9 protein-coding genes are annotated in these 14,518 nt (G+C 45.2%); all 9 read right to left on the bottom strand.

Annotation, left to right across the window (positions count from 1 at the left end; genetic code table 11):
• Positions 1-294 precede the first annotated feature (294 nt).
• The 9 genes from FNH22_RS01075 to FNH22_RS01035 are packed head-to-tail and all read right to left on the bottom strand — an operon-like array spanning position 295 to position 14,483.
• Positions 295-1,506: a hypothetical protein gene (locus FNH22_RS01075; RefSeq protein ID WP_143396438.1), complete on the bottom strand. Its 1,212-nt coding sequence runs from the start codon at positions 1,504-1,506 to the stop codon at positions 295-297.
• On the bottom strand, positions 1,499-2,911 hold the full coding sequence (locus FNH22_RS01070) for a type IX secretion system membrane protein PorP/SprF (RefSeq protein ID WP_185154029.1): 1,413 nt from the start codon (positions 2,909-2,911) through the stop codon (positions 1,499-1,501). The genes FNH22_RS01075 and FNH22_RS01070 overlap by 8 nt, the downstream gene beginning before the upstream one ends.
• 10 nt (positions 2,912-2,921) lie before the next feature.
• Positions 2,922-5,903 carry a DUF2341 domain-containing protein gene (locus FNH22_RS01065; protein ID WP_185154028.1) on the bottom strand — a complete coding sequence of 994 codons (2,982 nt, stop codon included), beginning with the start codon at positions 5,901-5,903 and terminating at the stop codon, positions 2,922-2,924.
• A 12-nt stretch (positions 5,904-5,915) separates the two neighbouring features.
• Complete coding sequence (locus FNH22_RS01060; RefSeq protein WP_185154027.1) at positions 5,916-7,016, bottom strand: M43 family zinc metalloprotease; 1,101 nt, start codon at positions 7,014-7,016, stop codon at positions 5,916-5,918.
• Positions 7,017-7,024: 8 nt separating this feature from the next.
• On the bottom strand, positions 7,025-10,282 hold the full coding sequence (locus FNH22_RS01055) for a PKD domain-containing protein (RefSeq protein ID WP_143396434.1): 3,258 nt from the start codon (positions 10,280-10,282) through the stop codon (positions 7,025-7,027).
• Positions 10,282-10,746 carry a hypothetical protein gene (locus FNH22_RS01050; protein ID WP_143396433.1) on the bottom strand — a complete coding sequence of 155 codons (465 nt, stop codon included), beginning with the start codon at positions 10,744-10,746 and terminating at the stop codon, positions 10,282-10,284. The genes FNH22_RS01055 and FNH22_RS01050 overlap by 1 nt, the downstream gene beginning before the upstream one ends.
• Positions 10,743-11,318: a hypothetical protein gene (locus FNH22_RS01045; RefSeq protein ID WP_143396432.1), complete on the bottom strand. Its 576-nt coding sequence runs from the start codon at positions 11,316-11,318 to the stop codon at positions 10,743-10,745. Before FNH22_RS01045 ends, FNH22_RS01050 begins: the two co-directional genes overlap by 4 nt.
• A 10-nt stretch (positions 11,319-11,328) precedes the next feature.
• Positions 11,329-12,468, bottom strand: coding sequence for a hypothetical protein (locus FNH22_RS01040; protein ID WP_143396431.1), 1,140 nt, complete (start codon positions 12,466-12,468; stop codon positions 11,329-11,331).
• Between the two features lie 23 nt (positions 12,469-12,491).
• Positions 12,492-14,483, bottom strand: coding sequence for a hypothetical protein (locus FNH22_RS01035; protein WP_143396430.1), 1,992 nt, complete (start codon positions 14,481-14,483; stop codon positions 12,492-12,494).
• Positions 14,484-14,518 lie beyond the last annotated feature (35 nt).

The following is a 14,518-nucleotide window of genomic DNA, read 5'->3' as shown; positions in this document are numbered from 1 at the left end:
TGCTGCATGCTAAACTCAGGTGTTTACTTTTGTTTAGACACCAGAAGTTAACAAAATGAAAACCCCGAAAAAAGCGATATAAAGCTTGTCTCAGGGTTTTTATGTCAACGCAAAAAGATAATAATCAATTAGTTAATACCTTCCGAGAGTAGCCCTGTTAAAAGTCCTCAAGAGGCCCTTAACTCTCAGAATATCTGTCTATTAATCAATCCAAAGCCTAATTTCACTTTTGAGGCCCATCAAAGTGCTCTACGAGGAACTTGGCAAGAAACTTACCAAAGAAAATCACCCTCTCTAAAACTTCAAATTAGTCAACTCCTGCTGTATCAACCTGGAAAGAATATGAAAATCCGACTTATCAAGCTTTTCATCAGTCATTTGAATAAGGATCTTATGCAGCAATTCGTCGTAGTGCTTCTCTTTAGTATCACGATCCATTTCTATGGACTCTTTTACCTTTAAAAAATCGATAAAATAGACGTCCACCTGGTCTTTCTTACGTTGGGCCAGGCGTTTTTTTGCGGCCTGAATGGCTCCGTAAATAATGGCCAGGATGGAGACGAACAGTGCAAGGGCATCGGAGTAACGTTCCAGGAAGGTAGGCTCATCTCGTCGCAGGTAAGCATCCGTTCCAGCGTGTAGCGGGTAGAGTAGAACCTCCTGGTCAAAATGTTCATTCACTGCCCGGTACATTCTGTCATAGCCCAGCAGTTTTAGTCTATGCTGAAAGATATACTGGCTTAGTTCATGGATAGTGTTTTCACCAAGGTTAGATGAGCCTACCAATAATGTTTCGGTAGCTACGGTGTTCAATATATGGTGGCTGTCCATGCCTGGTATACCGGGTAGTGTGAATTTTCGCAAAGCGGGGTTATTCAACAGCATGAATTCGATCCAATCATCGTCGAGGCTGATGCTTTCCCATCCTTCCTGTTCCAGCTTTTTCGCCCTTTCTCCGTAAAATGTTCCCCAGAAATGGATCAGATCGGATTGGGCATTATCCGAGAAGCTAACTGAATCAAAAGCGCCAAGCAGAAGCATCTCTTTCAGGTTGTTTTCAGTCTCGCCATCAGGCACTTCAATGCCGATAGTTTTGCTCTGGAACCGGTAACGAATGGATTGCTCTTCCAAACCGTCCTTCTCGAAGAAAAACATCAGTCTTGTGCAAAGCGGCAGGATGGTTCTGAGTTTACCTGAATGTTCACCTAATTCACCGGGGATAAACATACTGTGGTTCAACACAAACGTAAGATCTGCTTCGCCATTTGACACCATTTCACTAGCCTCTACAGCATTGTTCACTTTGATAATTTCAATCTCAAAATCACCCTGCTGCAGGAATTCCTTCAGGTGACCTGCGGCATAGTTATAGCTATAGTCTTTTTCAGGAACGGCCAGTCTGTATCTCTTTTTCGGTGCAATAAAATCACATCCATTGAACAATAGAGAAAGTACAACTACTACGATCCAGGGGGCAACATTTATTTCGGGTAATCCTCTAGTCATGCTTATAGATCCATGGAGTGCCTTGAATGATCGATGAGTTCAACTTTTTAACAAATTCAACTGCGTCGAGCAGTGTTTCTTTGTTATTGGATGAAAGTGTATAGACCAGGTAGTGTGTATCATCGTTATTTTGAATAATGGACGTTTGCAGCTCGTGTGTCCTGATCAGCAATTTTTGATAATTTTTAGCATTCGTAAGTTCATCAAATGAACCTACTACCACATAATAAGCAGATGAACTGTTTTCAAAATCCTCTTTCTCCGGATCTACCGATGTTCTTTGGATCAGCTGCAATGTTTCCATACGCTGGGCAGCAATAATTTTTTGCAATTCCTCTATTTTCTGCTGTTCGTACTGTATGATGGCCTCATCCTTTTTCATTTCATTTTCCAGACGGTCCACCTGCTGTGTCAGTTGGTCAATCTTCTCTTGTTGTAATTTGGCATAATCCGAATAATCAGGCTGGGTGCTAACGGGTGGTTGAACGACTACAGGCTCCTGTACCTTCTCCTTTTTCCCAAACCGATACCCTACCACGAACTCATGGGATTCTCCACTATTATCCCCAAAACTTCCAGTATTCATTTCATAGGAGTATCCTATGGTGATCTTATCATAGACAAATGTACCCAGCGAAAAAGCCCAGTTCTCTGTTTCACGATAGGTAGCACCAGCCCAGATATTGTTGTCATAGGTGAATATTGCATTGGCTTCAAGCTGGGAAGGAAGCCCTTGAGTGGCCCTTATTAGTACTTTTGGCTCTATGCTTATCTTCGGAAGTACGTCAAACCTGTAGGATGCTGAAGCGATGTATTGCCTGACCAATTCAAATGCCAGCGATTCCGTTCCGTCATTATTCTCATAGTCAAACCGGCTTGCGAATAAATCATGTGCGCCAAAACCTGCCCGCAGGCCTTTAAACTTGTATCGAATACCTGCGCTGGCTTCAGCCGATGAGTTGTTTTCACGTCCTGAAAACAGGCTGTTATCAAACACCTGCTGCTGTGAATTTACTTTGTCAAAATCGATCCTGTTTTGCAGTACGCCCAGCGAAATACCAAAAGCGATCCCATGGTCTTCACTTAACGGGACACTATAAGAGAATGTGCCCATAAAAGTAGTGCGTGAAAGGATGTTCTCGCTGTCATTGATCAAGATCATTCCTACTCCCACACGATCATTGATCGGACCATCTACCGTCAGGAACTGCGTCTGTGGGGCATTTTGAATACCTGTCCACTGCTGCCGGAACATTCCGAAGATCTGTGTATAATCGTTTTGTCCAAAATTGGCAGGGTTATGCAGGTTTCCATTAACAAAATGCTGGTTATACAATGGGAATTGCTGCCCGGTTGCTCCCAGGAAGTTCATACCTAGCAATATTGATAAAAGTATCTTTCTCATCATAACCCGTTTAATTTCCATTGTTTCTTATGATCGTCAATGCTCCCTTGAAAGCAGCTCCACTGCTTTCCGAGGTGATCACATAGTAATAGGTACCATCGGGAAGAATATCGCTACCTCTGGTTCCCTCCCAGTCATTATTGTAAGTAGTGCTGGAAAACACTTCTACACCATTCCGGTCAAATACCTGGACGACAGGATCCGGGATCACATCAATATTGGTGATGACCCAGAAGTCATTCGCCCCATCTCCGTTGGGGGTCAGGACGTTGCTGATGTCTACGTCAAAATTCTCATTGACAAAGATCGTAACACTATCCCGGTCAATGCATCCGAGAAAGTTAGTGCCCTCAACAGTATAGGTGGTAGTAACCGTTGGCGTAGCAATGGGATTGGCGATCAAAGCGTTCGTAAGTGTCTCTCCGGGAGACCATCGATAGGACTGCCCTCCGGAGGCGGTCAGTTGGACACTGGCACCACCTTCGATCGTCTGATCATTACCGGCAGATACCCCCTGAAAATCGATCACCGTAATGGATTTTGAGATCTGGTCAACACATCCCTGGTCAGACGTAGCCGCAAGGGTGACCTGGTATACACCGGAAACGCTATACGTAAAATTAGGATTGATCTGTGTACTGCTTTCACTATTACCAAAATCCCATTTATAACTGATCCGGCTTCCGTTAAAGAAGGTAGTATTATTAATAAGGACCGACTCCCCCAGACAGGCATCATTGACATCAAAATTGGCGACCGGCAATGGGTCCACTGTGACGGTTTGTGCAATAGTGTTCAGACAATCACTATCAGATGTTGCCTCAAGGATGACCATATAATTCCCCGGGTTAATGTATTGCTTCTGTGGATTCTCGCTAGTGGATGACGTACCATCACCAAAATTCCATAGATAGGAAATGATACTTCCTGTACCTAATGTACTTTCATTCGTGAACAGGGTGATCTCACCATCACATGTGGGAGTAGAACTAAAGGCAGGCTGCGGAACTTTATTGACGGTGACCGGAATGGTTACTGAACCACTGCATTGGTTATTACTCGTTACCGTAAGTGTAACATCAAAAATGCCTGAAGCATCAAAAACGATGGTCGGATCAGACACGGCCGAGTTCCGCCCGGGCGCAAACTCCCAGAAGTAGGATTGTATAAAGCCCGAGGTAACAAATGACTCATTCTGGAATTGAAGTGGGGAACCGGCACATACTTCATTTACGATAAAATCCGCCACCGGGATCTCATTGGCTTCCACCTGGAAAGGATCTGTGAAACGTGGATCACATACACCGTCCTGCACTTCCACCCTATATAAGGTATTGGTAGAAATGTCATTAAAATCAAGCGTAGTGGTAGTATTGGCCACATCCCTCCACGTGATGCCTCCATTCGTTGACGTTTGCCACCTTAGCACATCCCCGATATTATTGGAAAGGGTCAGGGTGCCTGAATTGGTACCTGTACATACATCGGCCGGGCCAGACAAAACGCCAGGATCTGTTTCAGTATCTACCGTTATCTTTACCCGGTTAGAGGTTGCGGATGGACATGACCCGTTGCTTACCCTCACACGATAATAGGTAGTGAGGATCAGGTTGGTATATTCTAAGGTTGACGTAGTGATATCCAATATGCTCCAGGGAGATTCACCGGTAAGCGATGATTCCCAAACAAAAGTGCTCCCTGTATTTCCTGATAGCGTAACCACTCCGTTATTGTCACCAAAGCACACCTCTGCATCACCGGTGATCGTTCCGGTTACACTCGTGGCATTAACCGTTACAGTAGTGCTAGCCACTGCTGAAGAGCATCCACCTAAGCCATTGACTATTACGGTATACAAATCGGTATCGGCAGGTGTGACGTTCGTTAGCACCAATTCCCTGGTACTCCCTACTACTCCCCCGCTGTTCTCCCATGTGTAGGTGGCTCCACTCACCTCTGTGGCAGAGAGCGTAACATTATTACCCTGGCAGGCAACTCCGCTGTTAGAAGCGGTAATATTGGTCACGGAAACGGTTTCACTCCCTAAAGAAACTGTAGGCGAGTTCGAAGTATATTGACGTACTCTTACCCAGCGAATATTAATGTTGGAATTAATGTCTATGTTACCAAGCGCTATGGAAGAAGATAATGGAAGTGTAAAGTCTGTATTCGCCCTGGAATAGGTCCCTCCCGGCCAGCTAAACTGTTGATTTCCTGCGCCAGGCCAGTTAAATGACCAGACCCCTGTGGTTTCACCTGCGCTCTGAGACAGGATAGAGCTTTCTTCTGTAAAAGAAAAGCAGGCTCCGGCAGCAAATTTTGTCAGCCTTAAAGACTGAAAAGGGCTGGCTTGCTGAAAGGTCATGGCATATCCCTCGCTGCCATTAAATTGCCCAAAGAGCATCTCACCGTTATCAAGGTTTCCGGGAAGGTCATTCAGCCACAATTCGATCACATGAGGATTGGGAAATGTACTATTGCTGATCAATTGATCACCCGAAGAAAGGGTAAGTTGATCATTGGCAGTGGTAGGCGTTCCGCAAATCGCCCAGATTGTGCCATTTACGGAAACATCCTTAAAATCGTCAAAAAAGTCAAACACAAAATTAGCTGAACTGGACAATCTTGCCGAAGGATTACCATAATAAAGATAGATGGTACCGGAAGAATTGGCAGCAATGGAAGGTATTTTCACCCAAATGCTTGAGGCGTTCGAATTGAATGTTTCTGTCTCGATCCAGTAAGGCAATGCGCTTCCTCCATTATCGAGCAAACGAATGTCATCTCCGTCGATCTGCATTTTACCGTCCAGGATCAACAACCTGGTATTCAGGACGATCTCCACCTGGTAATTATTCAGCAAGGCTCCTCCTGAATTGTCGATGGTTATGGGAACGGTATACTGCCAGCCACTGAGGCATGGCTGCGCTATGACCTGTAATCCAAAATTAAACGTGAACACAAGTGACAGGATGTAAATGTATTTTTTCATAGGCCTCATGTTCTAATTGTTAATCAATTTGGTAGTGATCAATTCTTTATGCTCTCTCCATTGAAGTATAAAGCTACCTGTTTGATGTATCGTAATTACTTTTCGATCGTTGGTCTGCCTTATCTGAAAAGGAACGGGCCTTCCCGAAAGGTCTACCAGTTTGATCGTGCTATTTTCAATAGTAGGTTCCAAAAAAAACTCACCGTTATAGGACGGATTAGGATAGACCTCCATTCTGTTTTCCGACCTCAGACTGATAGAGGTAATACGTCTGGGCCGTCCTTTGTCATTGGTGATAAGTTCGCTCCTGACCGTACTTAGCGCATCTCTCATAACTTCTTTTTGCCCTTCTGTGAAAAGGTTCAAACAATCGTCATCGGCCTGGTTCATAAAGTTCTGGGTCATGTCTGTCGATCCACATGAATTAGCGCCCAAATCACAGTTTCCATTGGAGGCACTTTGTAAAGGAGTATCCTCAATCCCGTCATCATCTTCACATCCGTCGATACGTCCGGAAGTGTGATCAAGCCCGAGGTAATGTCCCACCTCATGGGTCATGGTCCTTCCAAGGTGATGGGGAGGTTGTACGGTGCCAATGGTGCCAAAGCTTTCAAAATCAATTACTACCCCATCTTCCATTTCATTAGCCTGATCGGGAGTAGAAGCCAGGCCTGATATGGTTGGTGGAAGGTCACAAACCCACACGTTTAGATACTCCAATGGATTCCAGGCATCTGCCCCTCCCTGATCTGCGAAATGAATATCCTCATTCGCAAACACCCCATGTGTAGTCGAGGTCCTTGTTATCCCATTTGTGGGATTCCCCAAAGGATCAATGCGAGCCAGGTAAAATTGGATCCTTGTATTAGCCGCTAATGGCTTAAATGCCTCCAACGTCTGTTCCGCATCGCTGTTGGCTCTTGAATAATCCCTATTGATTAAATCGATCTGAGAAATGATCTGCGCGTCACTTATATTCTGACTTTCTTCGCTGTATACCACATGTACTACTACCGGCACATACAGCCATTCTTCCTGAAGCTTAAAGTACTTCGGTATTGCATCATTACCTATGAAATTCAACAGGAAATATATGACAGTATAGTTAACCATTGAGTACATCATTTCTTCATTACCCTTAGCATTCTGACGTCCTTCCCAACCTTTGCACGTAGCAGGTATACACCGTCGGCCACATTACTTAAATTGAAAGTGGTTTGCACTTCGGTTGCCTTGTCCCATTCACTGGAAAGCAGTACCTGGCCATTCAGATTCACAATATCTACATAAATATTGCTTTCACGGCTCGCTTCCAATTCAAGTACAAGGTTCCGTTCCACAGGGTTAGGAAATACTTTCAGAGACACGATCTTGGGAAGCACAAACGGCTCATCACCGACATCGGCATCTCTACGTAATGGCCTCACCGTTATAACCTTCGTCAGGGTATTGGTGCAAGTGCCATTGGTGACCGTAAGGTTCACATCATAAGACCCTTCGATAAGATATGTATGGGTAGGTTCAAAATCCGTAGAAGTGATGTTATCCCCAAAATCCCATACCTGTGCTGACGGTGTAGGAACAGACAGGTTAATGAACTGAATCGTGTCCCCAACATCCACGAGACTGCCGGCCAGGAAAAAAGCCTCGATCGTTTCGATAGATTCTTCCAAAAGCAGTGTATCAGCAGCCTGGCAGCCGTTGCTGTTGGTCACTGTGACCCAATATCTACCCGGAAGTTCAGCGACCACTTCTAGTGTATTTCCTGAAAAACCGGATGGTCCGCTCCATTCATAAGTAACATCATTCATACCGGCATCAATCATAACCGGACTCCCCTTGCATACAATACGATCAGGCCCAAGGTCTACTTCAAAATCATCGTAGATAAACACCTGAACATTGTCTCTCGTTGTGCAGCCGGTTGACGGCGACGTGACCTCCACCCAATATTCATTTGAAATACTGGTGGTCAGTGTCTGTCCGGTGGATCCGTCACTCCACAGGTAGTTGTTACCCGGATTTCCGGCATCCAGCGTAGCCTCTTCCCCCGGACACAGGAACTGATCTTCCCCCAGATCGACCACCAGGCTTTCATTAATGGTCACGTTCACTGTTTTAGAGGTTATGCAGTTATTTCTATCGGTCACTTCTATGGAATAAAGATCTGAACTTGTCACATCAATTGTTCTTGTGGTTTCTCCGGTAGACCAGCGATAAGTAGCTCCCGAAAAGAAGCCTGCATCCAGCGTTTCACTATCGCAACCCTGGATATTATCGGGTAACTCAATAACCACAGGTACATTTAGCCTGACAAATGTACTTCCAATAAGCTGGCAGGAAGGAGATCGGGTTACCATAACGGTATACACTCCGTTTGAAGTCACCTCAATGGAAGGCATGGTCTCCTGAGTAGACCAAAGAAAATCACTTCCGGCAAACACACCGTCAGGATCAGCATCGATGGTAAGGGACGTGCCACAGGTTATAATTTCAGGAGACAGAATAGGTTCGGGGACCAAAATATCTACATCTCTGGTAATGACATCCTGACAACCAAAGGGGTTGGTGATCGTCAATGTAACAGGGAAAGTTCCGGTTTCCTCAAACGTTACCGTAGGGCTTTCAAAAAGAGAAGTTTCTCCATTCCCAAAATCCCATAGAAAATCCAGCTCTGCAGTGGATGTACTCTGATTTGTAAATTCTATAACATTCGTTGAACAGACGGGCAATGCACTGAAGTCTGCAACAGGTTGTTCCCTCACGATCACATTTTTTGTGATCTGGTCAACACATCCTGCGTTTGAGATAACCCTTAATGCAGCGATATAGACCCCTTCCGTAGCATAGGTATGCTGAGGGCTTGAATCCCCTGAGCTATTTCCATCACCAAAAGTCCAAAGGTAATTGATGATCGAAAAGCCTGCGGGAACCGTCGACTGATCATGGAACTGCGTAGCCTCTCCTTCACAAACCTCAATAACTTCAAAGGCAGCCTCAGGAAGCGGTGCTATCACTACATCATCTTGAAATATATTTTCACAACCAAAGGTAGAAGTCGCCGTAAGCCTGACCGTGAAAATACCGTCGGTCTGATAGGCATGTGAAGGATTTACTTCCGTGCTTGTGATGCCATCTCCAAAATCCCACAGGAAAGTCATAGTTCCATCCAAGGAAGTCGAAGTATTGGTAAAGTTAACATTACTCAATACACATCCCGGCGGAACTGTAAAGTTGGCAACAGGTAATGCTTTCTCCTGGATCTCCACCTGATCTTCGGCAACACAACCATTAGAAGTAGTACCTACTACCCGGTATATACCCGGAGTATTGACATCCAGAAACTCAGTGGTCTCGGTGTCCAGCAACACCCCATCTTTGAACCATTGGTAAATAAGTCCTGTTCCGCCAGCATCGAGCCTGATCGAATTGCCGGTACATAATGCCTGAACGGGATCGCCTACCTGCACGGGGGGCAATGTATTACAATCCAATTCCGTTACCGTATAAATGGTATTGGTAGTAATATCTGCTACCTCTGCCCCTGAAACCGTATTGGCCACAGGATCTGCCGAATCCTGGTATTTTTCCCATACCACTCCCCTGTTGATACTTTTCCATACACCGAAATTCGCCTCATCCAGTCCTCCCACCTGGTATTGCTGGTAGCGTATCACTACCTGATCATTCGTTGAGGTATTTTCAAATTGAGGTTCAAAAAGGAAGTGGAGCTGAATACTACCATTTCCCGGGCTTTCCTGGACCTTATGTATGCGTGTGATGTTGGTCTGACCGTAGCTGTGTGCAGAACCAATAAACAACCCCATTCCAGCAATATCATTCATTACGGAAGGCGTGTTCAAAAATCTTCCTGTGGCAATTACTGATCCCGGAAAACCATAAATATTACTGGCATCACTCTCACCGACAATGGTACCGCCTGTACCCAGGTCTACGTTATGGGTATTCAGAAAAAGGCGTCCTGCGATGAACTCCAGTACGGATCGAATGCTGATGGGATTATCCAGTACCACCTGTCCCGTTAACTTATTTAAGGTTAAGTGATTGAATTCGACCTGGTCTATCCCGTTGATGCGCTGATCTCCTGCTCCCTGTACGATCACCTCGCCATCTGCATTCACAAACAAGACATTACCGCCATTATTGGTGATGTCCCCTTCAATTCTTAACTCACCTCCATTAATGAAAACTACATCCCCGCCCGTACGATTGATCAGATCAGCGTTCACGGTCACTGAACTTCCGTTAGTGATCGATAACCTTCCGTTCAGGTATAGGTTGGTTTGGGCATAAGATACCTCGTTCACATAGCTTATCGCTATGAGAAAAATAATAAGATATCGTACTTTTCCAATCATTAATTCACCCTTATAATGTACGCCAATGTATAATAAGGAGGGCGATTTTCATGTAATCCTCCTCCCTGGGAATTTATAGTATGAGAATGGTTTCCATCCGTGCTTGTGGTATGCGTAACTCTGGTCAGGTAATTCTCAACTCCTTGTCTGTCAAAATTAGATCCGTTCAAAAGTGTTGTGGGCCTGTATTGATCCGTAACAGTATGGGTGTGGTTTCCATCGGTAGAGGTAGACCCTCCATGATTGTGTGAGGGGATCTGGGAAACCGTCAATGTAACCGATGCTGCTCCACCCTGATCGCCTATATCATTGTAGGAACCGTTGCCGGGGTCATACCCTACATTAAATCGACCCCTCAGATCAGGTATGTTCCGGGTCACTCCCTGAAAGTCCAGATAGTTACCCGACCCATTGCACAGCGCCCAGCCCGGAGGCAAACTCAGCGGTGAACCACTCCACATCATGATAGAACCAATAGGAACTGTACCCCTTCTGCGACTTCTCCTGTAATGGTCATGTCACCGGTAAAATCCGAGGTGCCGTTGACGTCCAGTTTATGAGTACCCGGGTTTGTAGTACCCAGTCCTACATTTCCCTCTACAAGTAATCCGTCACTTGGAGCTGCATTTGAACCGGTATAGGAAGAACCGATGGCTGCATTTCCCCCTATACTTAACTTACTTTGCGGATTGAAAGAAGCTATTCCTGCATTGGTAGTAGCATTGGTGAAATTAACCACCAGATCCTCCTCATCCGCGGCGGTGCTTCCCTGTCGGTAATCCCACGGACTTAGCTCCTGCCATTCCGAACCATCGTAACAGTAAAACTTCCCTTCGGTAGTATTGTATATTAAAAGTCCTTCCGCAGGATTGGAGACCAGATCCTGACTGGTTAGCCGAGGTATTAATATCCCTTTATCCGACGAGACAACCTCCAGTTCCGCTGATGCATAAGGCGTTTGTATTCCTATCCCCATCTGGGCATACGCAACACTGCATAACAAAACAAATAATAGTATAGTTAACACTTTCTCCATAACCCTAAGATCAATTTGTTCTCATAATAAAGGCCAATACATAATAAGCTGGCCTGTTTTCGTGCGTTTCGTTACTCCCACTGGATCCTATAGATCCTGAATGACTGTGAGAGCCTTCAAATGTGGTAGGTAAAAACCCGTTAGCGACCGGGTTGTCATTACGTTGGCGACTTCCTGCGTCATCATCCATCCACATACTACCCCCCCCCCCGGGATCGGTTTCATAATCCCCTTCTCTTCCGGAATCGATCAATGCGTTATGCTGATGTCTTCCGCTATTACTTATAGTTAGTCTATGATTATGCGATGGCATTTCTCCAATGCTCAATTGATGAGTATCACTCCCTCCTGTATTTCCAACTGCTCCATAGTTGATCTGCTTACCACCGCCATTGACAGGAGTTGCAGAACCATTCTGATCATAGGCAACAATAAATCTTCCACTTAGATTGGGAGTATTGTTATTTCCATTGCATAGTGCCCATCCCTCATACTGGGTACCAGTCCTTCCCGAACCATTAGTTTCAAAGGAGGCAGTCACGTTTCCACTCCACATGATAATCCCTCCCTCCGGAACTGTGCCTATCCCGTCAATCGTACCGGTTACTGTCAAATTATTCTGGATGTTCACTGCTCCGTTTACAGAGAGTGCATTCGTTCCAGGGTTAGTTGTGCCAATTCCTACGTTTCCTTCAACGATCAATCCATTGGCTGGGGCAGCGTTATTATCAGAGTAAGTAGTACCAATAGAGACGTTACCGCCCACGCTTAATTTACTTTGTGGAGTGGATGAATCTATTCCTGCATTACTATCGTTATTAAAGTTCACGATCACATCATCCTCATCCGCTGCATTGCTCCCCTGCCGGTAATCCCACGGGCTAAGTTCCTGCCATTTTGTGCCATTGTAATAATAGAACTTCTCTTCTGTGGTATTATAGATCAAAAGACCTTCCGCAGGGTTAGTAACCAGGTCCTGACTGGAAAGTCGCGGGATCAGTATCCCCTTATCGGAAGAGCGGATCTCCAGTTCCGATGAAGTGTCGGGTGTTTGGGTTCCGATACCCACCTGGGCATAGCCCGTGCTTCCAATGACAGTAAGGATAACTACGATGATTAAATGACCATTTTTTCTTGCAATGCTTCTCATATTAATAGCAGTTATTGTGACACTTAGATTTCCTGGTTTAGAATTTCTGACCTGCTTATCCCTCCTTTGCCATCAAAAGCCCGGACCTGGTACCAGTAGGTCCGTCCGTCCTCCAAATTTTTATCCACAAAAGAACTTTCCTGTATCATCCCTGTAACAGGCAACAGGTGCTGATCGGAATTACCGCGATATACCACATATCCCTTATGACTTCCGTCCCCGTTCCATTCTATTGTTAATTGCTTCCTTCTTTTGTTATAATTCAACTTCACTCTATTTACCTGACGCAGTGCACCCGAAGCAGCGGTGCCCTTTACAATTGCATTAAATATATTAGAGGGTGATGACAGGTTCCCATTCTCATCTTCTGCTACAATGTAATAATTATATCGTACTCCCGGATTCACGCCCCTATCGATATAGCGATAGGAACCAGGCGGATACAATGCCTGGTTGACCTGTTGAAAGTTATTGGCATCTGAGCTGTCAGAGCGGTAAATATGGTACCCTTTAAGATCGGGCTCCGCATTGGCCAGCCACTCTACGGCCAGGCTTCCATCCTCATTGACCCGGATAGTTTTGATGAACGGGGCCTGAGGCGCATGAATATCCGGTAGCCTTACTCTGCCAACTTCGGAAAGTGCACTTCGGTTAAAAAGGGTGTCTTCCGCCGCTACGGCATAAACAAAACGATTTCGAACATTGGTGGGTAGTTCGTCAATATAGGTGTTGTTCAAAACAGGGTCTTTATTCACTACGACAAACTCAGTATTTCCTTTGACATCATCATGTAGTGCCCGATAGATAAAGTAGCCTTTGAGGTCCGGATCCGTATTTGCTGTCCAACTCAAAATCACTCTTCCGGTATCTGATATAACGGTAACATTTTGTGGGACCTGAGGCGGGGACACATCTCTTACCTCCATAAATATCAAACCGCTGGCATTTTCATTACCCGCAGCATCTACGGATGCCACCTTGTAATAATATCCTCCGGGTTCAGGCAACTGATCAGTATAAGTGAGTGAGTCACGGCTCACCGGCTGATCATTTACTTTGATAAATGTTTCGGTAAGGTTCTTACGCCGGTAAATATTAAAACCAATGTGATCGGCTTCGTGAACATACTGCCAGGTAAGTCGCGGTTGTAAAATGCGTATCGACGCTTTAAGGTTAAATGGCGGCGGCGGTGCATCAAAATCCTTGGGAGGAAGTTTTATTTCATTCGACAATGCACTTTCATTGCCAAAATAATCTACCGCCCCAACGATGTACAACAATTCAAGCGAATCAGGCAGGTTGGTGTCTGTATAAAAAACTTCCGGATAGCGTATGTCACCATTCTGATCCTCATACTGCTGAATAGCACGTGGCTGCGGGGTGATCTTTTGCCATCCCAGGTGACCTTCTTTGCGGTAGATATTAACTCCATAGTAACGTTTTTCTTCAGGTTTCCAATTTACCTGTACTGCACCTTTTATCCTTTTGAATTGAATTTCCTGTGGTGGATCGATCATTTTGTAATCGCCGCAGATAATAGGTTCCGAGATATTGATCAACTCTTCACGATTACCGATATGGCCGGTAACCCTGTAACGATAGGTAACGCCTTTCTCCGAATTTCGGTCTTTAAAGAAAATCCCCAATGTCTGAGCAAAGTCGTTGGAATGCAGCGCTTTCAACGCCACGATGACCTTCTGAATACCTTCCTGGAATTCCTCGTAAGGCCTTTCATTGACAATTCTCAATAATGGCACAAGATCGGGGTCTTCGGCCGCCAAAGCCGGTCGGACCTCTTTTCTTGGTCTTAGCCTGCTCTGCGTGAGTTTTTGCCAGTTATTGCTGGTTCCTACCGCCCTATACACATCAAATCCCCCAGGATAATAGACCTTATTGGCAAACCACTTAACGAATATTTCATTCGATCGATGATCCTCATAGTCGTTGGTAACAAACACCTCTCCATGTGTATTATTCCCTCTACTCTGTGCAACGCATACGACGGATTGTATCATTAACAACAGTGCTATAAGTACACCTCTTGCGATAT

Source organism: Fulvivirga sp. M361 (assembly GCF_007097395.1).
GTDB lineage: Bacteria > Bacteroidota > Bacteroidia > Cytophagales > Cyclobacteriaceae > Fulvivirga.
This window is presented reverse-complemented; position numbering and strand designations above follow the sequence as displayed.

Bases quoted from the DNA above. Each gene is read 5' to 3' on its own strand.
- FNH22_RS01075 (WP_143396438.1), bottom strand. From the start codon at position 1,506: ATGACTAGAGGATTACCCGAAATAAATGTTGCCCCCTGGATCGTAGTA.
- FNH22_RS01070 (WP_185154029.1), bottom strand. From the start codon at position 2,911: ATGAGAAAGATACTTTTATCAATATTGCTAGGTATGAACTTCCTGGGA.
- FNH22_RS01065 (WP_185154028.1), bottom strand. From the start codon at position 5,903: ATGAAAAAATACATTTACATCCTGTCACTTGTGTTCACGTTTAATTTT.
- FNH22_RS01060 (WP_185154027.1), bottom strand. From the start codon at position 7,016: ATGGTTAACTATACTGTCATATATTTCCTGTTGAATTTCATAGGTAAT.
- FNH22_RS01055 (WP_143396434.1), bottom strand. From the start codon at position 10,282: ATGATTGGAAAAGTACGATATCTTATTATTTTTCTCATAGCGATAAGC.
- FNH22_RS01050 (WP_143396433.1), bottom strand. From the start codon at position 10,746: ATGATGTGGAGTGGTTCACCGCTGAGTTTGCCTCCGGGCTGGGCGCTG.
- FNH22_RS01045 (WP_143396432.1), bottom strand. From the start codon at position 11,318: ATGGAGAAAGTGTTAACTATACTATTATTTGTTTTGTTATGCAGTGTT.
- FNH22_RS01040 (WP_143396431.1), bottom strand. From the start codon at position 12,468: ATGAGAAGCATTGCAAGAAAAAATGGTCATTTAATCATCGTAGTTATC.
- FNH22_RS01035 (WP_143396430.1), bottom strand. From the start codon at position 14,483: ATGATACAATCCGTCGTATGCGTTGCACAGAGTAGAGGGAATAATACA.